Annotated in this window: 22 protein-coding genes, 1 tRNA gene and 2 pseudogenes; 7 read left to right on the top strand and 18 right to left on the bottom strand. The window is 59.8% G+C overall.

Annotated elements, in window-relative coordinates:
* The 3 genes from P7F28_RS04945 to P7F28_RS04935 all read left to right on the top strand — a co-directional run bounded on the left by P7F28_RS04945 (nt 1) and on the right by P7F28_RS04935 (nt 3278).
* Nucleotides 1-1107, top strand: coding sequence for an ABC transporter permease (locus P7F28_RS04945; RefSeq protein WP_277183322.1), 1107 nt, complete (start codon nt 1-3; stop codon nt 1105-1107).
* Between the two features lie 15 nt (nt 1108-1122).
* Nucleotides 1123-2052, top strand: coding sequence for an ABC transporter permease (locus P7F28_RS04940; RefSeq protein WP_277183321.1), 930 nt, complete (start codon nt 1123-1125; stop codon nt 2050-2052).
* A gap of 137 nt (nt 2053-2189) precedes the next feature.
* Nucleotides 2190-3278: a BMP family ABC transporter substrate-binding protein gene (locus P7F28_RS04935; RefSeq protein ID WP_277183320.1), complete on the top strand. Its 1089-nt coding sequence runs from the start codon at nt 2190-2192 to the stop codon at nt 3276-3278.
* Nucleotides 3279-3351: 73 nt separating this feature from the next.
* Here the strand turns inward: P7F28_RS04935 and P7F28_RS04930 are convergent, their stop codons facing one another.
* The 4 genes from P7F28_RS04930 to P7F28_RS04915 form a co-directional block, all read right to left on the bottom strand.
* Entirely contained in the window at nt 3352-3561 is a 210-nt protein-coding gene (locus P7F28_RS04930) for a dodecin (RefSeq protein ID WP_277183319.1), read from the bottom strand.
* 224 nt (nt 3562-3785) lie between these two features.
* On the bottom strand, nt 3786-4277 hold the full coding sequence (locus P7F28_RS04925; protein WP_277183318.1) for a hypothetical protein: 492 nt from the start codon (nt 4275-4277) through the stop codon (nt 3786-3788).
* Nucleotides 4278-4659: 382 nt separating this feature from the next.
* A complete protein-coding gene (gene mscL / locus P7F28_RS04920) occupies nt 4660-5103 on the bottom strand; it encodes a large conductance mechanosensitive channel protein MscL (RefSeq protein WP_277183317.1) in 444 nt (147 codons plus the stop codon).
* A 175-nt stretch (nt 5104-5278) separates the two neighbouring features.
* The gene (locus P7F28_RS04915) at nt 5279-6664 is read right to left on the bottom strand and encodes a DUF2252 domain-containing protein (RefSeq protein ID WP_277183316.1); all 1386 of its coding nucleotides are present in this window, start codon (nt 6662-6664) and stop codon (nt 5279-5281) included.
* A 239-nt stretch (nt 6665-6903) separates the two neighbouring features.
* Here P7F28_RS04915 and glgX point away from each other — a divergent pair, with 239 nt between their 5' ends.
* Both glgX and P7F28_RS04905 read left to right on the top strand, forming a co-directional pair.
* Nucleotides 6904-9102 carry a glycogen debranching protein GlgX gene (gene glgX / locus P7F28_RS04910; RefSeq protein WP_277183315.1) on the top strand — a complete coding sequence of 733 codons (2199 nt, stop codon included), beginning with the start codon at nt 6904-6906 and terminating at the stop codon, nt 9100-9102.
* A 129-nt stretch (nt 9103-9231) separates the two neighbouring features.
* Nucleotides 9232-9354: a hypothetical protein gene (locus P7F28_RS04905; RefSeq protein WP_277183314.1), complete on the top strand. Its 123-nt coding sequence runs from the start codon at nt 9232-9234 to the stop codon at nt 9352-9354.
* A gap of 62 nt (nt 9355-9416) precedes the next feature.
* On the opposite strand, the gene P7F28_RS04900 is transcribed toward P7F28_RS04905, so the two are convergent.
* From P7F28_RS04900 to P7F28_RS04890, 3 genes and pseudogenes are all read right to left on the bottom strand, one after another.
* Nucleotides 9417-10610 (bottom strand): lipopolysaccharide assembly protein LapB, encoded by a 1194-nt coding sequence (locus P7F28_RS04900; RefSeq protein WP_277183313.1) that lies wholly within the window; start codon nt 10608-10610, stop codon nt 9417-9419.
* Between the two features lie 96 nt (nt 10611-10706).
* Complete coding sequence (locus tag P7F28_RS04895; protein ID WP_277183312.1) at nt 10707-11387, bottom strand: PspA/IM30 family protein; 681 nt, start codon at nt 11385-11387, stop codon at nt 10707-10709.
* 379 nt (nt 11388-11766) lie between these two features.
* Nucleotides 11767-11994, bottom strand: a pseudogene (locus P7F28_RS04890) (hypothetical protein); the annotation flags it as partial.
* 543 nt (nt 11995-12537) lie between these two features.
* On the opposite strand from P7F28_RS04890, the gene P7F28_RS04885 reads away from it, so the two are divergent.
* Complete coding sequence (locus tag P7F28_RS04885; protein WP_277183311.1) at nt 12538-15072, top strand: penicillin-binding protein 1A; 2535 nt, start codon at nt 12538-12540, stop codon at nt 15070-15072.
* A gap of 72 nt (nt 15073-15144) precedes the next feature.
* On the opposite strand, the gene P7F28_RS04880 is transcribed toward P7F28_RS04885, so the two are convergent.
* The 3 genes from P7F28_RS04880 to P7F28_RS04870 all read right to left on the bottom strand — a co-directional run bounded on the left by P7F28_RS04880 (nt 15145) and on the right by P7F28_RS04870 (nt 16378).
* On the bottom strand, nt 15145-15576 hold the full coding sequence (locus P7F28_RS04880) for a copper chaperone PCu(A)C (protein WP_277183310.1): 432 nt from the start codon (nt 15574-15576) through the stop codon (nt 15145-15147).
* Between the two features lie 8 nt (nt 15577-15584).
* The gene (locus tag P7F28_RS04875; protein WP_277183309.1) at nt 15585-15947 is read right to left on the bottom strand and encodes a copper resistance protein CopC; all 363 of its coding nucleotides are present in this window, start codon (nt 15945-15947) and stop codon (nt 15585-15587) included.
* Between the two features lie 68 nt (nt 15948-16015).
* A complete protein-coding gene (locus P7F28_RS04870; protein ID WP_277183308.1) occupies nt 16016-16378 on the bottom strand; it encodes a DUF2946 family protein in 363 nt (120 codons plus the stop codon).
* Nucleotides 16379-16533: 155 nt separating this feature from the next.
* Here P7F28_RS04870 and P7F28_RS04865 point away from each other — a divergent pair.
* A tRNA-Met gene (locus P7F28_RS04865) sits at nt 16534-16610 on the top strand.
* Between the two features lie 783 nt (nt 16611-17393).
* On the opposite strand, the gene P7F28_RS04860 is transcribed toward P7F28_RS04865, so the two are convergent.
* From P7F28_RS04860 to P7F28_RS04825, 8 genes and pseudogenes are all read right to left on the bottom strand, one after another.
* Nucleotides 17394-17588, bottom strand: coding sequence for a hypothetical protein (locus P7F28_RS04860; RefSeq protein WP_277183307.1), 195 nt, complete (start codon nt 17586-17588; stop codon nt 17394-17396).
* Between the two features lie 38 nt (nt 17589-17626).
* On the bottom strand, nt 17627-18739 hold the full coding sequence (locus P7F28_RS04855) for a hypothetical protein (protein WP_277183306.1): 1113 nt from the start codon (nt 18737-18739) through the stop codon (nt 17627-17629).
* A gap of 158 nt (nt 18740-18897) precedes the next feature.
* Nucleotides 18898-19176, bottom strand: a complete 279-nt coding sequence (locus P7F28_RS04850) for a hypothetical protein (protein ID WP_277183305.1) — start codon at nt 19174-19176, stop codon at nt 18898-18900.
* Nucleotides 19176-19367, bottom strand: coding sequence for a hypothetical protein (locus tag P7F28_RS04845; protein ID WP_277183304.1), 192 nt, complete (start codon nt 19365-19367; stop codon nt 19176-19178). Before P7F28_RS04845 ends, P7F28_RS04850 begins: the two co-directional genes overlap by 1 nt.
* Nucleotides 19368-19388: 21 nt before the next feature.
* Nucleotides 19389-21809, bottom strand: a complete 2421-nt coding sequence (locus P7F28_RS04840; protein ID WP_277183512.1) for an arabinofuranosidase catalytic domain-containing protein — start codon at nt 21807-21809, stop codon at nt 19389-19391.
* A 23-nt stretch (nt 21810-21832) separates the two neighbouring features.
* On the bottom strand, nt 21833-22891 hold the full coding sequence (locus tag P7F28_RS04835) for a hypothetical protein (protein WP_277183303.1): 1059 nt from the start codon (nt 22889-22891) through the stop codon (nt 21833-21835).
* 4 nt (nt 22892-22895) lie between these two features.
* Nucleotides 22896-23105: a hypothetical protein gene (locus P7F28_RS04830; RefSeq protein WP_277183302.1), complete on the bottom strand. Its 210-nt coding sequence runs from the start codon at nt 23103-23105 to the stop codon at nt 22896-22898.
* A gap of 16 nt (nt 23106-23121) precedes the next feature.
* Nucleotides 23122-23889 (bottom strand): annotated as a pseudogene (locus P7F28_RS04825) (hypothetical protein); the annotation flags it as partial.

The raw sequence follows: 23889 nt of genomic DNA, 5'->3' as shown, positions 1-23889 counted from the left end.
ATGATCTTCCCTTATCGACTCGAAGCGCGCCCGACGCCCTCGCGCGTCATGCAGCTCGCCGTGCCACTGGTCGCCGCCGTGGCGACGCTCGTCATCGGCTTTCTGATTTTTTCCGTGGTCGGCCAAGACCCGCTGCGCGCGATGCACGCGTTCTTTATCGAACCGTTGTCGAGCGTGAATGGCTGGTCGGAGCTGTTTCTCAAGGCATCGCCTTTGTGTCTGATTGCGCTGGGGCTGGCCGTGGGGTATCGCGCGAATGTGTGGAATATCGGCGCGGAAGGGCAAATGCTGCTGGGCGGCATCGTTGCGGGCGGGATTGCCATTCATTTCGGCGATGCCTCCGGCTGGTGGACGCTGCCCTTGATGATGCTCGGCGGTGTGATCGGCGGCATGCTTTGGGCCGCGATTCCCGCGCTGCTCAAAAGCCGCTTCAACACCAACGAAATCCTCACGAGCCTGATGCTCACCTACGTCGCCGCGCAATTGCTGATCTATCTCGTCAGCGGCCCGTGGCGTGATCCCGAAGGCATGAACTTCCCCATCTCCGCGATGTTCGCCGACGATGCGCTGTTCCCACGTCTCTACGGCGACTGGCACTGGACGTTTTTGAAGGGCACGCGGATCAACGCATCGGTGTTTCTGACGGTGATCGCGATTCCGTGCGTGTGGCTGTTCATGCGCAAGAGTTTCGCGGGTTTTCGTATGAACGTCGGCGGTCTTGCGCCGCTGGCCGCGCGTTACGCCGGCTTCTCGGATAAGAAGACGATCTGGACTTCGCTGCTGCTCTCTGGCGGCCTCGCCGGACTTGCGGGCATGGGTGAGGTCGCCGGGCCGATCGGACAGCTTCAGGCGGGCTGGTCGCCGGGTTATGGTTTCACGGCCATCATCGTCGTGTTCGTGGGGCGGCTGCATCCGGTGGGTATCGTGCTGGCCAGTTTGCTGATGGCGCTGCTGTATCTCGGCGGCGAAGCGGTCCAGACCTCGCTACAACTGCCGCAGGCGCTCGCGGGCGTGTTTCAGGGATTGCTGCTGTTCTGCCTGCTCGGCTGCGATCTGTTCGTCAATTACCGCATCAAGCGCCGCACGCTCGGCGCTCACGCTGCCTAACGGGGCGATAAGAACATGGATATCAATCAAGCCAGCAATCTCGCCTCATCCGCCGTCGTCGCCGCGATCCCGCTGATGTTCGCGGGCGCGGGCGAACTCGTCGCGGAAAAGTCCGGCGTACTCAACCTTGGCGTCGAAGGCATGATGCTGATGGGCGCGGTCACCGGTTACGCCGTCACCGCGATCACGGGCAATCCGTGGCTCGGCATCGTCGCCTCGATCTTCGCGGGTCTGGCGATGGCGCTGCTGTTCGGCTTTCTCACCATCACCATGCTGGCGAATCAGGTCGCCACGGGCTTGTCGCTGACGATCTTCGGTATCGGTTTTTCGGCGTATGTCGGCAAGCCGTACACCTCGGCGGCGGTGCGCTCGACCATCGACGTGATGCCGATTCCCGCGCTCAAAAGCATTCCCGTGCTCGGCCCCGCGATCTTTTCGCTCGATCCGCTCGGCTATCTCGCCTTCATCATGTTCGCGGTGATCGGCTGGTTTCTCTACAAGACGCGCGCGGGACTGGTGCTGCGTTCGGTCGGCGAATCGCCGTCGGTGGCGCATTCGGTAGGCTTTCCGGTGGTCGGCGTGCGCTACGGCGCGACGCTCTTCGGCGGTGCGATGGCGGGCATCGCGGGCGGCTATTACTCGATCGTCTATCTGCACGTGTGGCAAGAACAGTTGACGTCGGGACGCGGCTGGATCGCGCTGGCGCTGGTCGTGTTCGCGACGTGGCGGCCGGGGCGCTTGCTGATCGGCGCGCTGCTGTTCGGCGCGGTGATGGCGCTTCAGTTCTACGCGCAGGCGATCGGCGTGCCGGTGCCCACGCAATTCCTCGCGATGCTGCCGTATATCGCGACCATCGTCGTGCTGGTGCTGATTTCGCGCAATCCGAACACGATCAAACTGAACGCGCCGGCATCGCTCGGTAAGCCGTTCTTTGCGGCGAGTTGAAGCGCGCGTCAAGCCTTGTATTGCGCGGTGTTGTTGAATCACAGCATCGCCATCCGTACAGATTTTTGAAAGCCCACACTATCGTGGGCCAAAAAAGTAATTCGTTTCACAGACAACATCGACCAGGAGAATCAAGAATGCAGAAAACATGGCTGAAGGCGATCACCGCGACCGTCGCGCTTTCCGCGAGCGTCGCCGCGTTGTCCAGTGCACAGGCAGCGGACGCACCCGGCGTCGCCTTCGTCTACCTCGGCAATCCCGGCGATGCAGGCTGGACCTTCGCTCACGATGCAGGCAGCAAGGAAGCAGAGGCCAAATACGGCAGCAAGATCAAGATCACGCGCGTGGAGAACGTGCCGGAATCCGCCGATTCGGAACGCGTGTTCCGCGACCTCGCCAACAAGGGCAACAAGGTCATTTTCGCGACCAGCTTCGGCTATCAGGATTTCGCGTTGAAGGTAGCGAAGGATTTCCCCGACACCATCTTCCTCACGGCGACGGGCTTCAAGAAGGCCAAGAACTTCGGCACCTATGACGTGCGCATGTATCAGGGCGCGTATCTCGCGGGCGTCGCGGCGGGCTATGTGACGAAGACCAACACGCTTGGCTTCGTGGCCTCGGTGCCGATTCCCGAAGTGGTCCGCAATATCAACGCGTACACCATGGGCGCGCGTTCGGTGAATCCGAAGATTCACACCAAGGTCATCTGGATCAATAGCTGGTTCGATCCGGGCAAGGAAAAGCAGGCCGCCGAAACGCTGATCGGGCAGGGTGCGGACGTGCTGTTGCAGAACACCGATTCGAACGCCACGCTCAACACCGCGAACGAGAAGCACGTCTACGCGTTCGGCTGGGATTCGAACATGAAGAAGTTCGGCCCGAATGCGCATCTGGGTTCGGTGGTCGCGCACTGGGGCGTGTACTACAACGACGTCATTCAGAAGGTGCTCGACGGCAAGTGGAAGAACGATCCGGTGTGGCTCGGCATCCCGCAGAAGGCTGTCGATCTGGAAGATCTGAACACGGCGGTGATTCCTGCCAACGCGCAAAAGGCGGTTGCCGCCAAGCGTGACGAACTGCATTCGGGCAAGTGGGATGTGTTCAGCGGTCCGATCAAGGATCAGTCGGGCGCGGAGAAGGTGCCGGCCGGCAAGACATTGACGGACCCGGAACTGCAACGCATCAACTGGTATGTGGAAGGCGTGGACGGTTCGCTGCCGAAGTAAATATTTCGATCGCCTGAAAAGAAAATGCGCGCCGTGCTCGAAACACGGCGCGCATTTTTTATACGTCGATCGATCAGTCTTCGATGCGCAGTCCGACCTTGATCGTGACCTGCCAGTGCGCGATTTTGCCGTCTTCGACATGACCGCGCGTTTCCGTCACTTCGAACCAATGGATATTGCGCAGCGTTTTCGAGGCTTTTTCGATGGCCACGCGCACGGCGTCATCGCTCGATGTGGGCGACGAGCCGGTGAGTTCGATCTGCTTATAGACGTGTTCCGACATGTTTTCTCCTTGTGATGTGAGCGGGTGTCAGCGTTTGAACAGCAAAGCGCGCGCCATCGTCACGCCATCGCCAGCATGCAGCAGAACGCGCGCGTGCTTTCCATTAAAGACGGGAAAGGGAAGAAGGGTATTGGGAAATGCGCGAGGATCGCGTAAGAAGCACGCGCCGAAACCGTTCCTCGCATTTGATGCAAGGAACGGTCGAAGGAGACGCCTGGAAAGATTTAACGCAGCGGACGCGAAGCCGCGTCGCCCGCATCCTGACGACGCGCGCCGCGACGATGACGCGCAGTGACTGTCGCGCCGAACTCGCTCAGAATTTGTGTACGCGCACGGCTGGCAAACACGAGGAAACCAAAGCCATTGGCCTCGTACCAGTAACCGCCGTTCTCCAATCCGTCGAGCGGCTGCTCCAGCGCATTGGTAATGGATTCGACGCACCGCCTGTGCAGTTCGTCGATGGCCGGATACGGCGGCTGAGCGCCGCGCACGCTGCATAACAGGACATCGAGTCCTGGCAGCACATGCGCGTACAGCACCGGTTCGTCCTGCGCGCGAGCGCGTGCAATCTTGGTGTCGAGCTGACCGAACGGCTTGAAATGCCGCAACACGGCGAGAAAAGACTCGTCGCCATCAGCCTTCACGCGTTTACGCTTTTTCGGGAAGGACATAAAAACTCGCCTGAAAAAGAATTGCAAAAAACGCAGCGTCCTCATGCGGCCACTCCCGTCTTGCGTGCCGCACGTCGATCTTTTATAGCGCATCGATGTGATCAGGTCACGGTGATTTGCGAACTCGTTCCGCACATTCGACGATCATTCCGATCATCGATGTACGTCGCGGTGCACGAATCGTGCCGAAGACCTGTAGGCGGCCCGCTTGGCATCCCCTCTGAGCTTCTGTCTCAATAATAGTCCTGCTCAAGCCTGCACGAACAGTGTTCCTGAAGAAAAAAGAGGCCGTGCGCACGAAAAAAATGCTGCGTGCGAGGGCAAACCCGTGCGTCGCACGGGCTTCCCGTCAATCAATCAGCTAAAAACAGCGAAAGGCTTGTACTGCTTGTTAAAAGTGGCATCGCAACGGTGCATAAGACGTCGATCAAACACGCGGCGATTTTTTCAGTTCATCGCGGATTTCGCGCAGCAGCAGCACATCTTCAGCCGGACCAGCGGGTGCGGCGGCTTCGGCAGGCTTACGCAGATTGTTGATGAACTTCACCATCAGAAAGATGATGAAAGCAAGAATGATGAAGTTGATCAGCACCGTGATGAACGAGCCGTAGCCGAATACGGCCACGCCTGCGGTTTGCAGGTCTTTATATGAATCCGGATTGCCTTTGTAGGTGGGCGGTATCTGCCCTAAGCGGATGAAGAGATTAGAAAAGTCGAGACCGCCGGTTGCAAGTCCGACTACCGGCATGATCAGATCCTTGACGACTGAATTGACGATAGTCGAAAAAGCGCCGCCGATAATCACACCGACTGCCAGGTCCATGACATTGCCCTTGAGGGCGAAATTCTTGAATTCTTCGATCATGCTCATGCGCGGCTTCCTCCAGGTTAGCGTCCGAAAAAATGTCGAGTTAAAGCAGCAGCAGGTGGGCAGCAAGGGTTATGCCATTTGATCATGCTATTTGCTGGTGTAACGCCGGTGCGACACGTTTCGCGTACCGGCATGCCCATGATAATGAATTGTGAGTCCGACGTCCGTGCGGGGTTCAGGCCGACGGCACGCGTCCCTGGCTGATCGCCGCACAAAACGCCGCGTGATCGGCCACGGTTTGCGCGCCGTAGCGTTCGGCCCACATCGCGTAGGCGACGTCGAACTTGTCGGAATTGCCGCAATAGCCTGCGATCAGCGCGGCATCGCCGGTGCGGGCGTGGGCGCGGGCGAGCAGCAGGCCCAGGCACCACGCGTAGTAATCGAAGGTTGCGCCGTGCAGCCAGTCCACCGGAATCGATCCGCGAATCTGCTTCATCTGCCGTACGTAGAAATCGCGTCCGGAAATGGTGGTCCAGCCGAGCAATGCATCCGATGAACTTTGCATCAAACGCTGCCCATGCACCACGCGGCGCCCCTGATGCCGATACGGTTCGTCCAGCGGCGGCACGAAGGGCGCGGCCGCCGGCACGATGCCTTCTTTCACTTGCATGAACAAAGGATCGCCGAGTGCGCGGCCGACCATCAGCACGAGATACGCGCGCGTGCCGACGCTCCCCACACCGACTACGCGATGCGCCACATCGGCGATATCGTAGCGTTCGAGCATCATGCGCCACTCGCCCGCGATGGTCTGGAGATACGCGCGCAGGCCATCGATCACGTTGTTCTTTTCGGCGGCATCGAGCAGGGTGAGGATGGGCGGATCGGCCTTGAATCGCCAGCTTTTGCCCACTGGTTCCGCGACTTTCGCCAGCATTGTTGCGTGCGAACGTTTCATGGCCTTATCGACGGTTTTCTCGATCGTGGCTTTTTCTTCGGCGTTCAGTTTGGTCGGCGCGTCGATATGCGCGGCGCTGGCGTAACCGCGCATCTGCCATAAATCGTAGGCTGGGACCTGTGAAAGCTGCGACATGGTCGTGCGATACGCCGCGCACGCGGTACGCACCGCGCGCTCGCGCCCGGCGATATCAACATTGTTCTCACGCGCCGCCACATTGATGCTCGCCGTCAGCCGTTTCAGATCCCATTCCCACGGACCGACCAGCGTTTCATCGAAATCGTTCAGATCGAACACGACGTCCTGACGCGGCGTGCGAAACAGGCCGAAATTATTGATATGCGCGTCGCCATCGATGATCACGTTATGGCCGATGGACGGCGTTTTCGCCAGATCCCACGCCATCACCGTGGCCGAGCCGCGCAGAAACGCAAACGGCGATTCGGCCATGCGCTGCATGCGCAATGGTATGAGCCGTTCCTGCCGGCCCGCGTTGCCCGCGAGCACGCGTTCCACCGGATCGGGACGATCAGAGGCGGGTTGCCATGCGCCGTGGGCATCGAAGGGAACGGCATCGCGCAGGGCGCGGCCCGAGGCGTGGCTTTCGTCGGCGGCGCCGGACGTGTTGGTCGTGGTGCTCGTGGCGGTGGTTTGGGTGGACAAGCGAGTTCTCCTTCGATCAGCGAATCGGCGCGGCGTGAATGGGCGTGGATGAATCTTTTACACGCCATACGTTCATTGCGCGATGTTTGCGGACGCATCGCCGGGCTTGACACGTGACGGCAACTCACGGGCACGCAACGTGCTCTTTTACGTTCCGCTTGAAGCCACGCAATGCAATCAACAAGCCAGAGCCGCATTTCCCGACGCAGACTGCGTCCACCCAACGAATACATCATCTCATGCCGAACGAACTCCGCATTGCCGAAGGCTCGCCATTCCCGCTTGGCGCAACCTGGGACGGAAAGGGTGTCAATTTCGCGCTGTTTTCCGCGAACGCGACCAAGGTCGAACTGTGTCTCTTCGATGAAAAGGGCGAACAGGAACTGCAACGCATCGAACTACCCGAATACACCGATGAAGTCTGGCACGTCTACGTGCACCGGCTGGAACCGGGCGCTGTTTACGGCTATCGCGTGCATGGTCCGTATGAGCCGGAAAACGGCCATCGCTTCAATCCGCACAAACTGCTGCTCGATCCTTACGCAAAGGCGCACGTCGGCGAACTGAAGTGGGATCCGGCCGTGTTCGGCTACACGCTCGACGCCGAAGGCGACGACCTCACGTTCGATGAACGCGACAGCGCGCCGTTCATGCAGAAGTGTCAGGTGGTCGATCAGAGCTTTTCGTGGACGCACAACACGCGCGTGCGCGTGCCTTGGGAACACACGATTTTCTATGAAACGCATGTGCGCGGTTATACGAAGCGCCATCCGGCCATCCCGGAAAACATGCGCGGCACCTTCGAAGGACTCGGACAGAAAGAGGTGGTCGATTACATCAAGAGTCTGGGCGTGACGTCCGTCGAACTCTTGCCGATTCAGGCTTTCGTCAACGACAGTTATCTGCTCGACAAGGGCCTGACGAACTACTGGGGCTATAACACCATCGGTTTTTTCGCCGCCGATCCGCGCTTTTTCGCGCGCGGGCCGGGCGCGATCGCCGAGTTCAAGGAAATGGTCGATCGCCTGCACGAGGCCGGTCTCGAAGTGATTCTCGACGTGGTCTATAACCACACGGCCGAAGGCAACGAGCGAGGGCCGACGTTGTCGTTCCGCGGCATCGACAATGCTTCGTACTACCGGCTGATGCCGGAAGAATCGCGCTATTACATCAACGATACGGGCACCGGCAACACGCTCAATCTCTCGCATCCGCGCGTCTTGCAGATGGTCACCGACAGCCTGCGCTACTGGGTGACGGAGATGAACGTCGATGGTTTCCGCTTCGACCTCGCAACGATTCTGGGCCGCGAGCCCTACGGTTTCGACGAAGGCGGCGGCTTCCTCGATAGCTGCCGTCAGGACCCGATTCTGTCGAGCGTGAAGCTGATCGCGGAACCGTGGGATTGCGGTCCCGGCGGCTATCAGGTCGGCGGTTTCCCGCCGGGCTGGGCCGAATGGAACGATCGATATCGCGATACGGTACGCGCGTTCTGGAAAGGTGAAGAGGGGACATCGCCGGAACTGGCCACGCGCATGACCGCATCGGGCGATAAGTTCAACAAGCGCGGGCGTCGTCCGTGGTCGAGCGTGAATTTCATCACCGCGCACGACGGCTTCACGCTCAACGATCTCGTCTCCTACAACGAGAAGCACAACGAGGCCAACGGCGAAGACAACAAGGACGGCCACTCGGACAACAAGTCGTGGAACTGCGGCGCAGAAGGCCCGACCGACGATGCGGAAATCCGCGCACTGCGCGAGCGCCAGAAGCGCAATATGCTGGCGACGCTGCTGTTCTCGCAAGGCACGCCGATGCTTCTCGCCGGCGACGAATTCGGCCGCACGCAAAACGGCAACAACAACGCCTATTGTCAGGACGACGATATCAGTTGGGTGAACTGGGATATCGACGAAGAAGGGCACGCCTTGCAGGACTTCGTGCAGAAGTTGACGACGCTGCGCCACACGCTGCCGGTGCTTCGCCGTCAACGGTTTCTCACGGGCGAGTTCCGCGAAGACCTGCAAGTGGCCGATGTGAAATGGCTCAGCCCGAGCGGCGACGTGCTTACGCAAGAGCAATGGGACGATCCGAACATGCTGTGCTTCGGCCTCGTGCTCGACGGACGCGCGCAGGCCACGGGCATTCGCAAACCGGCATCGGATGCAACGTTGTTGATGGTCGTGAATTCGTACCACGATGTCGTCGATTTCACGCTGCCGGATATTCCCGGACCCGATGAGTGGAGCTGTCTGATCGACACCAACGCGCCGATCCGCGATGAACTGCCGGTGTTTGGTTCCGGCGAGGTGTATCAGGTTACGGGCCGTTCGCTGCTCTTGTTCGCGCTTCAGGCGAAGGGCGCGACGCAGCGCATTTTCAAGCGGCTGGAAGAAGCGCTGACCGAGGACGTCCAACCGGAAAGTGACAAGACGTAAAGTCGCACGGGTATCATGCGATTTTTGCGATAACGATCGGGCGGCGCAGGCCGCCCGGTCTTTTTATTCGATGCCCTTTGTCTCTATCGTCACTCCCAGCCGCTCGCCCGCGCGCGCGGTCCCGGCCGCATGATCCTGCATTGCGTACTGCGCGTCGCGAGTTGGGATCAGCTTGAGCGCATCTGGGAATTCATCGTTGGCTTCTTCAAGTTTCTTTGGGCGCTGCTGAAGTTTCTGGGCGGCGGCGGGTGAATTGTTTGCGGACGAAAAAAAGCCCTGACTAGCAGGGCTTTTCGCGACAATTTACGTATCGCTCAGGTATCGCGCCAGTTGTCGTCGTTATTGGAGCCGAGGTCGAGACCACCGCCGCCTCCGCCGCCGTCGCTCCAATCGTTCGATCCGTTGCCGAAGTCGAGGCCGCCGCCGTTGTTGTTGCCGAAGTCCAGACCACCGTTGTTATCGTCGCGGCGTTCTACCGGCACGTCACGTTCGATCACCCGATCGCGCCCATGCGACATCGCTTCGCCGAGCAACACGCCGGTAAGCAGTCCGCCCATGCCGCCGCCGAACCCGCCACCGCCTTGCTGGATGATGACCGGTCCTTGCTGCCCTTGCTGCGGCGGATACGGACCTTGCTGCGGATACGGCTGCTGCTGACCGCGTCCCCAACGCTCCGCTTCCTGCGCATAAGCCGATTCACCGCCTTGCGTCGGCTGAGCCGCATTCGGATCGGGCCGGCCTTCGGCGCGCGCCTTCAGACTTGCGACTTGATTCTCCAAATCTTCGATGGCATACGGCGGTACCGGATTCTTCGAATTCGACAGCGATTCCACCGTTTCGCGCAGACGCGTCTCCGCGCCTTCCACTTCCTTCAGCAGCGCTTCATGTCCCGGCGCGGTCGATAGCCGTACATCGAGCTTCAGCGTGCGCACGTCGTTAAGCAATTCCGTGGCGCGCTTAATCTGGGTGCGGCGATTGTCGTCGGCCTGACCGTCGTCACGGGCGCGGGCGCGGCGCAGACCCCATCGCAAGACCAGCGCAATCGCGCCGATCAGCACGATCAAGCCGGCCCACATGCCCATCGACGGACCGTGTTTCTGCGGCGCGGGCGCCATTTCACTGCTTTGATTGAAGGGATTCGATGTCGTCGTCGCAGACGAGCGAGCGGTGTTGCTGCTGCCGCTGCGCGCATGCGATTGAATATGCGCGAAAGTTTCGGCGAAACGCGTCGGATCGGTAAAACTCAGCGAAGGATCGATCGATTTCGCCTGATTCAATTGCGAGAGGGCGTCGCTATAACGGCCTTCGCGATCGAGCACTTGCGCATAGAGATAATGCGCGTGGGCGTTCTTCGGATGCGCGTCGAGGACTTCGGTCAACTGGGCGTCGGCTTGCTGCCAGTTGCCTTGCGTCATCGACTGTTCGACCTGCTGCGCGGTTGGCACCGCGAACGCGAGCGGCGAAGCGAGCGATAAAACCAGCGCAAGAGCCGTCAGAGTCTTTTTCATGATCCGGGCCGGGCGCGCGCGGCGCCCGTCTCCTTTCAAATAATATTCATGCGATGCGTCGCACGAACAGTTCCAGCCTTACCTGCTTTCCCGAGCTTACTGCGCGGGCGTATTCAACTGCTTCTTGAGCGCTTCAAGACGATCTTCCACCGACGGACCGCGATTGAGCGCGGCGAGCTTGTCGTCGAGCGCCTTGCCCGACTTCTGATCCGCCGAATTCAAACGTGCATCCGAGCGCGCGTTGGACAATTGGACCTTGTCTTCCAGCTTCTGAAAGTCCTCGGAAAGATTTTTCCCGCCGATACCGCCCAGCGCCGTTGCCGCCGTATCTTTGGCCTGCGCGATCTGTTGCTTGGCCTGAAGAATGTTCGAGCGCGAGTTCAGGTCGTTACGACGCTGACGCATATCGGTGATCTGCTGCTTCAGATGCTCGACCGAAGGCACCAGCGTTTGCAATTCGCCTGCGAGTGCATCGCGTTCGGTTTCGGCGTTGGCTTGCGCGGCGAGGGCTTCGCGCGCGAGGCCTTCATCGCCGGAGGTGAGGGCGCGCTTGGCGCCTTCGCCGTATTTGCGGGCCTTCTCGTCGGCGGCGTCGCGCTTGCTTTGCTGCGTGGCGACCTGCGCCTCGATTTCGATCAGCGAGTTCTCAGCTCGGCCGATGCTGTCATCGAGTTCGCGCACGATCTGGCGTGCGTCGCGTGACGGGTCCTGCATGGTGTCGGCTGCATCGTTGAGCAGACCTTTGACCGTGCGCGAGATGGAATCGAAAAGCGACATGTATTTCTCCTTGATGGAAGACCGCGGCGAGCATGCGCGCGCCATAACATGAGGCGCGCAGTGCGGGATTGCAAGCGTCAGAACGGCTCGATGCGACGCCGGGTTTACCCCGCTTATTAGAGCACGTCGCGACTTAACCGGGGCTTAACCAACGTTAAGGAGTGTAACGGTGCAGTGTGATGACAAAATGAGGATACGCGCTCACGTCCGGTCACGAACGCCCGCCGCCTGTGAGCGATGCGTCTTCGCCCGCGCCTTCGGCGTCGTCGTCCTGATCGGTGGCTTTGGATGATGCCGGGTTATCGCGGCTGACGGTTTTGCTGGCGTTACGCGTGGCCTGCGCCGCGGCTTCGCGCGCCTCGCGTGCTGCCGCTTTGGCGGCGACGCTTTTGAGCGCGACATCGAGTGCATCGGGCGCTTTGGGGGCACGCAGACGATCGACAATGGTGGCCGCCTTGATCTGCTCGCTGGTGGCGGTGAAGTTGAGTACGGCGCGCCGCATGAGTTCGCTCACGCTGATGCCCAGCGCATCCGCCGTCTTGCTGATGGCGAGTTTCTGCGCCGGAGTCACGAATACAACGATGCGTTCGCTGGGTTTGGTCGTCATGAGCGGCTCGCAAACAGTAAGGCGATTGCAAACGTGGGACACCTAAGGCCACGCTGCAAATCTCGATACGAATTTATCAAACGAGTACGACAGTCTTACCGCTGGATTGTCTCGGCAACGGCGGAACCTGCAATCCATGCTTCCATCATATCCATTTCATGCCGGGATGCGTGCGGGGAAGCGCGCATGTCAAAGCATGAGCGCCCGATGAAAATGGCGCGCGATCAAGGACTTGGCTATTTTCTCATACGGTTGTCCACAAGGCTCTCAACACTTTCTGTGGGTAAACGCACATGAGCCCACATAAGCGCACAGTGCTGCGTGCGCCCCACATCCGGGCGAACCGCAATTTACTTACAAAAAAAGCCATGCGTGTTTTGTAGGCGTGCGCCCGAATTCTTTAAAATGCGCTGTTACGCTCGGTCGAAACCGGCCCGCTCATCCGCCAGTCCCGTCCGCGCTTCCTGTGTTTTGGCTGTGAAACATTGCACCGAAGCGGTAAGTACGGCAAAGCGCGCGCAGTCGCGCCGAACGATCCAAGTCATGCCTATCATCAAACGACCAGACTCTACGAATTCCACGCGACACGATCGCGAACCCCGCTGGAACGACTCAAACAAGCACTCAGGCGGCAATGGCAGTGGTGGTGGCGGCGGTGGCCGCCGCAACGACCGCAACGATCGTCGTGACGACGATGGCCGCCGCCGTTCGCCGCTTGCGCGCATCGCGCTTTGGTTCGCCGGCATCGCGGCGGTTGGCGCGGTGGTCGGCGGGCTGATCCTCGGCTACGCGCTGGTGGTCATGGAGCCGAATCTGCCGTCGCTGAATGCGCTGATCGACTATCGGCCGAAGGTGCCGTTGCGCGTCTACACGGCTGATCACGTGCTGATCGGCGAATTCGGCGAAGAACGCCGCAGTCTCGTGCGCTTTCAGGACATCCCCGATCAGATGAAGAAAGCGGTGCTCGCGATCGAGGACTATCGCTTCTACGATCACGGCGGCGTCGATTTCGTCGGCATTCTGCGTGCGGGCGTGACGGATTTGATGCACGGCGGCGCATCGCAGGGTGCATCGACCATTACGATGCAGGTGGCGCGCAATTTCTTCCTGTCGAGCGAGAAGACGTACACGCGGAAGGTGTACGAGATGTTGCTCGCGTACAAGATCGAACGTGCGCTGACCAAGGATCAGATTCTCGAGCTGTATATGAATCAGATCTATCTCGGCGAGCGTGCGTACGGCTTCAGCGCTGCGGCGCGCGTGTACTTCGGCAAGGATCTGAAAGACGTGACGCTCGCCGAAGCCGCGATGCTTGCGGGTCTGCCGAAAGCGCCATCGGCGTATAACCCGGTGGTGAATCCGAAGCGCGCGAAGGTGCGGCAGGAGTACATCCTGAAACGCATGACGGACCTCGGCTACATCACGCGCGAACAATATGATCAGGCGATTGCCGAGCCGATCCACACCAAATCCTCGGGCACCGAGTACGGCGTGCATGCCGAATACGTTGCGGAAATGGTGCGGCAGATGATGTACGCGCAGTACAAGGAAGAGACGTACACGCGCGGCCTGACGGTGACCACGACGATCGATTCCGGCGATCAGGACGCGGCCTACAAAGCCGTGCGCAAAGGCGTGATGGACTATGAGCGTCGTCACGGCTATCGCGGTCCGGAAGGCAACGTGAATTTGCCTGCCGATGCAGACGATCGCGCCGAAGCCATCGAAGATGCGCTGGTCGATCATCCGGACAACGGCGAACTGGTGTCGGCGGTCGTGACGGGCGCAAGCGCAAAGCAGGTGACCGCGCAATTCGTCGGTGGCGATACGGCGAACATCTCGGGCGAAGGTCTGCGTTTTGTCGCGGCGGCGCTGCGCAACAACGCATCGAAGGCGCTGGCGATCAAGACGGGTTCCATCATCCGCTTGATGAAGGACGATAAGGGCAATTGGCAGATCACGCAATTGCCGCAGGTTGAAGGCGCGCTCGTGTCGATGGTCCCGCAGGACGGCGCGATCCGTGCGCTCGTCGGTGGCTTCGACTTCAACAAGAACAAGTTCAACCACATCACGCAGGCGTGGCGTCAGCCGGGTTCGAGCTTCAAGCCGTTCATCTATTCGGCATCGCTCGACAAGGGTCTGGGACCGGCGACCATCATCAACGATGCGCCTTTGTACTTCCCCGCAGCCGGTGGCGGCGACGCGTGGGAACCGAAGGACGACGATCAGCCCGACGGCCCGATGTCGATGCGCACCGGCTTGCAGAAGTCGAAGAACCTCGTGTCGATCCGCATTCTGTCGTATATCGGCACGACGTACGCGCAGGACTTCGTGACGAAGAACTTTGGCTTCGATAAGGACAAGACGCCGCCGTATCTGCCGCTCGCGCTCGGCGCGGGGCTGGTCACGCCGCTGCAACTGAGCGGCGCATATTCGGTGTTTGCTAACGGGGGCTACCGCATCAATCCGTATCTGATCGGCGAAGTGGACGATGCGCGCGGCGCGGTGATTTCACGTGCCGATCCGTTGACGGCCGCGAAGAATGCGCCGCAGACGCTGGAGCCACGCAACGCGTACATCATGAACAGCCTGCTGCACACGGTGGCGACGAAGGGCACGGGTTCGGGCACCAACGTGCTCAAGCGCGACGACCTGCAAGGCAAGACCGGCACGACCAACGACGCCAAGGACGGCTGGTTCGCGGGCTATCAGCATCAACTGGTCGCGGTGGCGTGGATGGGTTACGACCAGCCGAAGACGCTCGGCAGCCGTGAGTTCGGCGCGCAACTCGCGTTGCCGATCTGGGTCGAGTACATGGGACGCGCGCTGCGCGGCATTCCGCAGCAGCAGATGCCGCAGCCCGATGGCATCACCACGGTCGATGGCGAGTTGTTCTATGCGGACAAGACGCCGGGCGCGGGCTTCGTCGCGAGTATCGGTATGGACAACACCAATCCGATGGCAGGCGATGCCACCACCACGGGCGGCGTCGGTCCGGCAGGCATGCAGGCGCCGCCGGTGCCGCAGATCACCACCGACGAACGCAAGCAGATCATGGATATGTTCAACAAGCCTTGATTTGCTTGAGCTGAAAAGAAAACGCGCCGGATTCTTGCAAATCCGGCGCGTTTTTTTATTACTGGCTTGAGCTTACTTGCCGACCGTCGATGCCGATTTCACCGCGCACGTCACATCGAGCGTGGTCTTGTCGGAGAAGGTGAGCTTGAGCGGAATCGTCGAGCCGACTTGCAGCGGCTTCGGCGCTTGCTCCAGCATCAGGTGGTAGCCCTTCGGCGCGAACTGCAGCGTGCCGTGTGCGGGGACATCGACGGAATCGACCATCGACATGGTGGCGGTGCCGTTCTTCGTGTCGGACTTGTGCATCATCGTCATGCCGAAGGCGGGCGTTTCGGCCGCGGTGAGCGTGGCGGGTTTGTCGCCGTTGTTCGACAGCGTGAAGTAGCCGGATGAAGGCAGGGTTGTCGGCATCGCGCGGACCCAGCAATCGTGCGCTTCGAGCGTGGCGGCCTGCGCTGCGGATGCGCACAAAAGCGCGCCGATAAGGACGGAGATTTTTTTCATGTGATCCCTCACTTGACCGTGAAGTTGTAGTGACCTTGCGTGCGATGGCCATCGGCGGCGAACGCTTTCCATTGCACCGTGTAGACGCCCGGATCGAGATGGCCGAGCGGCACGCTCATATGCTTCTTGTCGTTGCTATCGACGCTCGATTTCTCTTTGCTGACTTGCGTGCCGCTTTGCGTCGTGACGATCAGCGAACTGAACGTCGGCTCCAGCGCCTCGCCGAATTCGATCGATACTTCGTTCGGTGCACTGACGGTCGCGCCCGGACCCGGCTGCTGAATCTTAGGGATCGCATGCGCGAACGCAGCGTGCGATGCAACGACAAGCGCAGCGGCCAACGCGCCGCGCCATACGGATTTCGTGTTCATGATGTGTGATGGTGCGCTCGAGGAATCGATCCGCGAGCGATGTTGCTGAATGAATTGCGCGACGTGGATCAGGCGAAGGCGGGCGGGGCGCGTGACTGTGCATGCGTGCGCGTAACGGAGCACGGTACATCGATGCTGATGGCTTTGTCGAACGATTCGCTTGATGCAGTGACGTTGGCATCAGCGCGCGGAACGACGGGCGGTGTCGGCGCGTGGGCGACGAAGTCACAATACGCGCAGGCATTCAAATGCGTGAGCGCATCGTTCTTCGATGCATGATGTTGCTGCGGACCCGACGCACATATCGGCGCAATAAAGCCCTCATGCGCAAACGACTGCGAAGCGAGCGGCACGCATGAAAGCAGCAGGATCGCGCAGAGCGCCGCGAACCCACCCAACTTTCTGACTATGCTTCGACGCAGTGTGTGCATGCCGCGCTATGACTTTGATGACCGATCGATTATGCCACGCGTGTCATGGCCTACTCGGGTCTCAGTCGTGTGATAGGGACCATACGACGCATCGAATTGCAAACAAGGCATTGCGCTCGGGTAGGCTCATCCCTTATAATCTTTTCTTCGACGGACGCGGGGTGGAGCAGTCTGGCAGCTCGTCGGGCTCATAACCCGAAGGTCGTAGGTTCAAATCCTACCCCCGCAACCAAATACAGCAAGGCTTCTAGCCGGTTTTCCGTGTCCGTCGCGATTGTCTCGATTTTGCCGTTAGGACATTCTCAGGACAACCGCCGCAGATTTTATGCGGACTTGCGCAAACTTAAAACCCGCCGCGTGCGGGTTTTTTGTTTTTCTTTGTCGCAAGGGATTCCTCCTGCGCAAGCCCCACGCCCTCGCAGCATCGTCCGCCGATTGATTTCAGCTGAATGTGGGCACGCTCGCACAGCGACTGATCGCGCCGAAATCTACACTTCACGAAAATACTGTATGGATATACAGTTATATCTTGCCATGCGGTGTAGCGTCTTGCTGCACCGAGCCGAGGAGGATTTCGTGTGTGCAGATGACACCATTGCCCGCACCGCCTTGATTCCCGTTGTCCAATGCGAAAGTAGCCGACGAAAACGCGGACGAGAGGAGGAAGGCAACAGCAGCAAGACACCACAGCGTACTGACGCTACAAAGGCACGCCGCGGACGCCCGGCCGGACGTTCCGCATTGACAGCGGGTTCGCTTGCCGCGCAGTTGTGGGGCTTGAAACCCGGCGAATGTCTGTTGCGCCCGGACGTGCCAGGCGAGCGCCGCGCATGTACGCGCGCGATCAGTCAAATAGCCGAACGGGATAACGCGCGTGTGTATGAGGTCGCGCTATGGCTGGCCCTGCACCACACGGGCCACAGTGGAACGATGCGGGTATTGCGCATTGAGAGGAAGGTTTAATGTGCAACGCTCGCGCGACGCTACGACGAATCGACGTAACGCGAGCCTTCGGTCACGTCGTGCTACCCGTGTCGGCCGGTTCGTCGCTTGGATCGGTGCCCGCGTCCAACTCGCGCAGTCCAACGATGCCCTGCGCCGCGTCGTACACTTCTTCGGCTTCCGCTTCGAGCGTCGCGTCGTTCGCGTTGTCGTGATCGACAATTACGCGTACAGGGTGTTCACCTTCGTTCGAAATTCGCACTCTCATTTCATGCTCCCAGTTATGCCCGTGCGGGCGGACTTGATTCACGTCACGACAGTAAGCGCCGTCAGATCGGCGTCGGCTATTCGTTCAGGCCAGTAGGTGAGCGAGCGAGCGCAAACGTTCGAACTGAATTGATGATTGCGTGCCGATCCTATGCAGAGTTCCGTGGGCGTGACGGGATTTGCACCGACGATTGGAAGTGCCGCGCGTCCATTGATAGACGCGCTCGCCGATGCCCCTGCGTTATTCCACGTAATCGCCGATCGAAAGCGCTGGCCGTCCGCGAGAACGACACCTAGCGGCGTGCCAGTGGTACTACTCGAATAGGCATTCACGTTGCCTGTTCCGAGCGCTTTGTAAATGCCGATACCGTTGTTTGTTCCATCATCGAGCGAGAACGCAAACATTCCACCTCCAAGAACGCCATTGAATGCGCCGTCGATTAGCAACGTTCCTACCGTGGGATTGAGCCAGGACAAGTCAGAAGTAGACAGAAAATCCGAATAGCGCGGAACGGCCGCCGTGGTCGTAGGTATGTAGCTAGAGCTTAGGCCCGGTTCCATCTGCGCACCGCCGAAGTAGAAGCCTGATACGCCGTCGCCTTGGTACTTGTGTTCGAGCTGGTCCGCCTGCATTGCGTAGAGATTCGCGCGTAACGTCGTGGCGTTGGTGACATAGCCTGAAATGCGGCATTCGGCCCAGCCGTTCGCCATCGGTATGCACGACGCCGCGCTCAGTCTCCATGCGCCAATGCCCTTATATGTCGTTTCGACTTTGCACGCGATCAGATCAAAGTTTGCGCAGCAGTTATCCACGCTGCCGCTGTCCGTGAGCATGACTTGCGCAATTGAACGTTCGGCGGCTTTAAGTCGAAACCATAGGCTATAGGTTGCGTTCGTTGCCGTGATGCTATGCGGTTGCGACAGGGCATGTACGCCGCTTGACGTGTCTTCGGTGATCTTACGGGCTAGCGTCTTTCCATCCGACGCGCGCGTCGCATCTGTGCTAACGCGTATGCCATACGGAGCCCACTTTTCCGGCGCGTCGGAATCCGTAATGACGTTCGTTCGTGCCGACTCCATGAAAAGCCCACGCGCGGCTCCGTTAGCCGGATCATGCTCGAAGCGGGCAACGTCGATGCCTACCTGCTGCATGAGGGGCGTTACATCGAAGTACGTTGCCCCCGTTGCGCGCGAGAAGGTGAAGCCTGGCGGAATCGAAGGATTCGCGATGAAATCGAGTGCGAGCGATGGGGCGGGCATTACCGCAACGCCACGGCCGCGCCTTCGCGCGATCGAAAGCCCTAGGCCGATCATAGAAGCGCGACGATATTCAACGCGGTTGTCCCGCTTGCCTTAACCGCCATCGGCCGAATATCGAGGATTTCGCCCGCATAGCAATTCTTGAATAGCACGGCGATACCATCGGCCCCGGATACGGTTAAGTCGCCCGAAACGCCAACGCGCAGCGCACGCGGGCGCGTAGGAAGGTTCGCAGAATCGCTAGGCGTGACGGCGTAAAACGTCGCGGCGGGGCTATCGAGGCGCGGCGCGATGGTCGCGAACGGATCGGGTACGGGTGGCGTGTTCATTACTGCCCCTGGGTCGCATTGTGCAGGCGTTGCAACTGGTCGGTAATCGTGGGCTGGCTCTGCGGCAAGGTCACGCCGCCGCCGTGACCGCCCGTGTCGCTTACGCTGTTGTGATCGCCTTCGATGTTCACGAACGTACACGCACCGAGCGCGCAGCAAAGCGCCGCAATGGCGCGCGTTAACCTTCGCATGATTCGCCTCGCGGGTAACGCTTACGACGTGCCCCAATAGGCTTTTTGACTGGCCGCAAGCGTGGTCTGGTCCGCGCTCGAAAGCAGCGCGCCGAACTGAAGCACTTCGCCGAACACGGCCGCCGCGCCATCGAGCGAGGTTAAAACGCCTGCCGCGATCAGTGCCGCGCCGTCTGTTCCCATCGCGCCACTTGTCACCACACCATTAACGATGATGCTACTTGCGCCGCCGTTGTAATTCTCCGTCACGCGGTTGGCACTTCCGGCCTTCGCGGCCGTAGCGGCGGTTAAGCCCTTGGTGTAGTCGTACATTTGATAATTGAGGTTGACGACGTTCAGGCCGATAACCGAGAAATTCACACTCCCGGCCATGATGCAGAAGCCGCCCGTCGCCGAACCGGGCGGAATACTGCTAACGCTCGCGCGTGTAAATGGCTGGTCGATGTTCAAAGCGCTGTTATAGGCGAGCAATTCCTGGATCGTGCTGGCGGTGCCTTTCGAGAGAATGCCGGGCCTTCCAGATCCGTTTGCAATCGTGTTGAGTGCCCCGCTACCGACAATGAGCGGTTGCCGGTCGGTGTTCACCTGAACCATATTTAGGCCGTTGCCGGTCTGGTCGTACCACGCCGTGACGAATCCGTTTGCCGTTCCGACAAACGCGAGCAGCGCGGCGATATCGAGGTCGCCAGTTGGTGTAAAGCCAATATCTAGCGCTGCACCGTCACTATCGCGCCGCAGGCGGATACACGGGCCACCGTACCCGCCACGCAGACGGCGAAGGCTCCACGCGCCCGCAATCACTGTCGTGAGTGCATCGAGCAAGCCGGTTTGCGCGACGATACCCGCCGCGTAGTGCGTCGCTACTTGCCGCGCCGTGAGTGCGCTTGCGTAGAGCGCCATTTCGCCAATCACACCCGCAAACGCGCCGCACGTCCAGCCCGTCGTGCCGATCTGCAATCCCGCCTGTATCGTTATCTTGCCGCTGGCTTGGGACTTTATCGCAACACCGTTGAGATAAAGGCAATATGTCCCGTTGCTATAGGTCACAACGTAATGATTGGCGGTGCCTGGCGGGGGCGCAGCGTTCGCGGCGGTTTGTACGTTTTGATAGCTTGCGGGCCAGAGAATGACGTTATAGGCGGGATTGTTCCCGGCCCAGGCTTCGATGCCCCAATCTATTCCAGAGGCGGAACCGCCGCCGCCGTTCCAGGTCGAGTTACCGAGGAAGCGCGCCCCCGTGTTCTTTCCCCACGGTGTACCGTGCGAACCGTCCGCGCCCGAAGTCGTGTACGCCGCGACGTTCGCCCAACATTCGGCCGACCATGCGGAGCCCGCGCAAAACTGCGCCGCCGCGCTCACGTCCACATTCGAATTAGACACGCCCGACAACGCCAGATAGGCACCGTCCATGCACTGCATTAACCGGCCCGCGCCAAGTTGCGCCCCGGCCTGATAGGTGCCGTTACGGCCGTTGCCCGATAAATCGGCGGCAACGGTGCCGCTAGTTTCACTCAACGGCCAGTACGCATAAGGCCCGTCTTCGAGCATGACACTACGATACGGATTAGGCGTTTGCCAGTAGCCGCATTGATTAATCGCGAGCGCTTGCGCATCGGTGAAGGGGAGCGCCTGCGCGAAGCTGATTGCTTCGCCATAGAGCGCGCGCGTGCAGCGGGCCGAACCGTTGACGTTGGCCCCTACGCTCATCATATTGGATGCACCGTCACCAACGCCACCCGCTCTTACGGCACCGTTAAAGACGGCCGAACTACCGGCGAGATTGAAAGTTTCCAGCAGTACGCCGGTCGTTCCTGCATTGATTCCCGATACGGCCGTAAAGCCTGCGCCACCGCCACCCGTGACGTTATAAACCCACATATCCAGCGTGTTCGCCGACGTCTGATACAACTCCGGGTACGCCAACGTATGGCAATTGAGAACGATAGGATTGCCGTTTTGCGGCGACAGTCCCCAAGGAAACGCAAGCACCGAGGAACGGGCGAAGGGTTGCGTATAACTGAGCGCAGGTGCGGGCGTGTTGCTTTGAATAAATGAACCGTCCTTACCGGGTGTGTTGGCCGCGCCGCCATTCGTCATTACGGCGCATCGGCCGGGCCAGGTCGGATAGCCGACGAATTGCCCAGCCACGACAATCTGCGGTTGCCGGTCGACCGTTGACTGCCACAAATGCGAAGCGCCTGGCATCTGGTCGTACCATGCCGTGACAAAGCCATTTCCGCCGCCGACAAAGCCAAGCAGCGCGGCCACGTTCAGATCGCCCGCTGGCGTAAAGCCGATATCCTGCGTGGCGTTGTCGGTGCCGCGTCGCACATTCAGGCACGGCCCCGGATAGCTGCCCGTCAGACGGCGCAAACTCCATGCACCGGCCGCGCGCGTCGTTAGGCGGTCGAGGATGCCGAACCAGGGCGGCGTCGTCACCATGAGCAACCGTCTTGCAAGTCGGCTCATTGATTCTGTCCGGCTACGAAGGCGTTATAGGTTGCGCCGCCGTTCTGCGTGAATATCACGAACGTATCGAGTTTGCCCGCGACGCCAGAGAGCGAAGGCGCGAAGCCTTGCGGCCATAGCATGTTATAGGGCCACGTAATCGCCGAGCCTGCCCCGTTCGTCACCTGCAAAACGAATTGCGCGAGCGTGCCCGTTATGGGCGCGTTTGCGATGCTAACTGCCGTTGTTACGCCGTTGCCAATGGCGAGATTAAACAGAATTTCGGGTGCGCCTTGTGCAATCGGTTTGAGGTCGAGCGCCACGCTTGCGCCGCCCGTGAGATTGACGATTGCCGTATCTTTCGCGGCTAGCGTCCCATCTGCGGCAACCGAAAGGCCCGCGCCTGCAATCACGGTGCCGAGACTGCTATCCGTCGCGGGTACGGTGTCAATCTCGATCATCTGGCCATTCCAATCCGTATAGGTGCCGATGCCGTGGCACTGGATAACACGCATCAACGGATTACCCGTGCCGCCTTGAAATTGGATCATCGAAGCCGACGTGCCCGGAACGATACCTTTCGCGTCCTGAATGAGTGCCGACACATTGCCCTGCGAATCCGGCGCGTTCGTGTTGACGGTCTTAACCTTTCCAATTGCGGTTAGCGTGCCATCGGCGGCAATACTTGTTCCGGGCCCGGCGACGATTCCGCCAAGCGTCGTTGTGGTCGCGGGCGCGAGTGCATACGCGGGCGGAATGGTCGGTTTGTTCGACAGGTCGGTATAACTGCCCGTGTAGGCCACTTTCGCGAGTTCAGACGTAACGCTATTAATTGCGGTCGTGATCGAAGCGGATATCGCCGCTCCAAGCTGGTCAATCTTCGTCCAGTCCGGCACGCCGCCGAGTTTGATAATCGCATTGCGAAGTTCTTCCGTAATGGCGTAGTACCACCATGCACCTGGCACCGTGCCGGCGATGCCCACGGAAGGATTGCCGTCAGCGGGAAAGCCCCCGGCATTTGACGAAGGTACAACGGGCGCAGCGGTCACGCCGCTTGATTTCCAGTATCGATCCACGGCTTTAAACCTCGCCAGGCGGCGCGTAGTCCGCAATCTCGCCAAACTCGCCTGCAATAAGACGCTTGAAAATCTCCTGTCCGTGAGCCATTGGGTCTGACGCCATAGCATTAAACGCTATCGGTTTGTCGAAGCCTTCGAACAGTATTTCACAGCGGATTTCGCTTTTCTCAGGATTCCCGTACATCGCTTTCGTAACCTCGCTGTAGTTCATGGAACTAGCCCCTCGCTTAAGCCACGCGTACAAATAGGTGGTCATTTCCACCACCGCCAAGTCCTGGCCCCATACATTGCCACGACCCCGGATATCCACCTATCGCAATCACGTTGCCCGGATTGCTGCTGATAACCGCTTGAGAGTAAGAACCGAGTCCGTAAAGCGTCATCGGCTTGTACCATCCATCAAGATAGATTGCGCCTTGAACACTTGAGTCGACGCTGGTCTGAATACGCGTGTTATCCCACCAGAACGCGTACGCATGGCTATCGTTACCTTTAACGTAGTTCCCGCCGGGTTGCTTCGAATTAACCGACGCGGCTAGATTGGCGTTATCAACGTCGAGCCGCGCGTTTGTCGCATAGATGCTTAAATCAGGTTTGCTTAGGAGGTCACTGTATTGGCCTGTCTTTGCCACCGTCGCAAGTGATCCGGCGAACACGACATCGCCCAAATCCGTGGTATCGACCGTTACCCCAAGTGAGTTGGTCTTCCGCCCTACGTAGACTTTGTTTGTCGCTTGATTCTTGCCGCCGCCTTGCTGGACTGGCGTAAAGCCCAAGGGTGGTTGTATCGCGGGCTTGTCTTTCAAATCGCTGTAGCTTCCAGTCGTCGCGACTTTGGCAAGCTGTACGCTCAGCCCGTTGAGAGCTAAAGTCGGAAGTGGTGTACGGGGGAGTTGAGGCGGGAAATTGAAGGCGGTGGTGGTTTCAGCTGAGAATCTGATTGTCGAAGTCGGAAACCAGCGAACAACAAAACCATCCACCATGAGCAAGGATAC

Source organism: Caballeronia sp. BR00000012568055 (assembly GCF_029439455.1).
Classification (GTDB): Bacteria; Pseudomonadota; Gammaproteobacteria; order Burkholderiales; family Burkholderiaceae; genus Caballeronia.
This window is presented reverse-complemented; position numbering and strand designations above follow the sequence as displayed.

Excerpts from the sequence above, each read along its gene's own strand:
- P7F28_RS04945 (WP_277183322.1), top strand. The coding sequence starts at position 1 with ATGATCTTCCCTTATCGACTCGAAGCGCGCCCGACGCCCTCGCGCGTC.
- P7F28_RS04940 (WP_277183321.1), top strand. The coding sequence starts at position 1,123 with ATGGATATCAATCAAGCCAGCAATCTCGCCTCATCCGCCGTCGTCGCC.
- P7F28_RS04935 (WP_277183320.1), top strand. The coding sequence starts at position 2,190 with ATGCAGAAAACATGGCTGAAGGCGATCACCGCGACCGTCGCGCTTTCC.
- P7F28_RS04930 (WP_277183319.1), bottom strand. The coding sequence starts at position 3,561 with ATGTCGGAACACGTCTATAAGCAGATCGAACTCACCGGCTCGTCGCCC.
- P7F28_RS04925 (WP_277183318.1), bottom strand. The coding sequence starts at position 4,277 with ATGAGGACGCTGCGTTTTTTGCAATTCTTTTTCAGGCGAGTTTTTATG.
- mscL (WP_277183317.1), bottom strand. The coding sequence starts at position 5,103 with ATGAGCATGATCGAAGAATTCAAGAATTTCGCCCTCAAGGGCAATGTC.
- glgX (WP_277183315.1), top strand. The coding sequence starts at position 6,904 with ATGCCGAACGAACTCCGCATTGCCGAAGGCTCGCCATTCCCGCTTGGC.
- P7F28_RS04905 (WP_277183314.1), top strand. The coding sequence starts at position 9,232 with ATGATCCTGCATTGCGTACTGCGCGTCGCGAGTTGGGATCAGCTTGAG.
- P7F28_RS04900 (WP_277183313.1), bottom strand. The coding sequence starts at position 10,610 with ATGAAAAAGACTCTGACGGCTCTTGCGCTGGTTTTATCGCTCGCTTCG.
- P7F28_RS04895 (WP_277183312.1), bottom strand. The coding sequence starts at position 11,387 with ATGTCGCTTTTCGATTCCATCTCGCGCACGGTCAAAGGTCTGCTCAAC.
- P7F28_RS04885 (WP_277183311.1), top strand. The coding sequence starts at position 12,538 with ATGCCTATCATCAAACGACCAGACTCTACGAATTCCACGCGACACGAT.
- P7F28_RS04880 (WP_277183310.1), bottom strand. The coding sequence starts at position 15,576 with ATGAAAAAAATCTCCGTCCTTATCGGCGCGCTTTTGTGCGCATCCGCA.
- P7F28_RS04875 (WP_277183309.1), bottom strand. The coding sequence starts at position 15,947 with ATGAACACGAAATCCGTATGGCGCGGCGCGTTGGCCGCTGCGCTTGTC.
- P7F28_RS04870 (WP_277183308.1), bottom strand. The coding sequence starts at position 16,378 with ATGCACACACTGCGTCGAAGCATAGTCAGAAAGTTGGGTGGGTTCGCG.
- P7F28_RS04860 (WP_277183307.1), bottom strand. The coding sequence starts at position 17,588 with ATGAGAGTGCGAATTTCGAACGAAGGTGAACACCCTGTACGCGTAATT.
- P7F28_RS04855 (WP_277183306.1), bottom strand. The coding sequence starts at position 18,739 with ATGCAGCAGGTAGGCATCGACGTTGCCCGCTTCGAGCATGATCCGGCT.
- P7F28_RS04850 (WP_277183305.1), bottom strand. The coding sequence starts at position 19,176 with ATGAACACGCCACCCGTACCCGATCCGTTCGCGACCATCGCGCCGCGC.
- P7F28_RS04845 (WP_277183304.1), bottom strand. The coding sequence starts at position 19,367 with ATGCGAAGGTTAACGCGCGCCATTGCGGCGCTTTGCTGCGCGCTCGGT.
- P7F28_RS04840 (WP_277183512.1), bottom strand. The coding sequence starts at position 21,809 with ATGGTGACGACGCCGCCCTGGTTCGGCATCCTCGACCGCCTAACGACG.
- P7F28_RS04830 (WP_277183302.1), bottom strand. The coding sequence starts at position 23,105 with ATGAACTACAGCGAGGTTACGAAAGCGATGTACGGGAATCCTGAGAAA.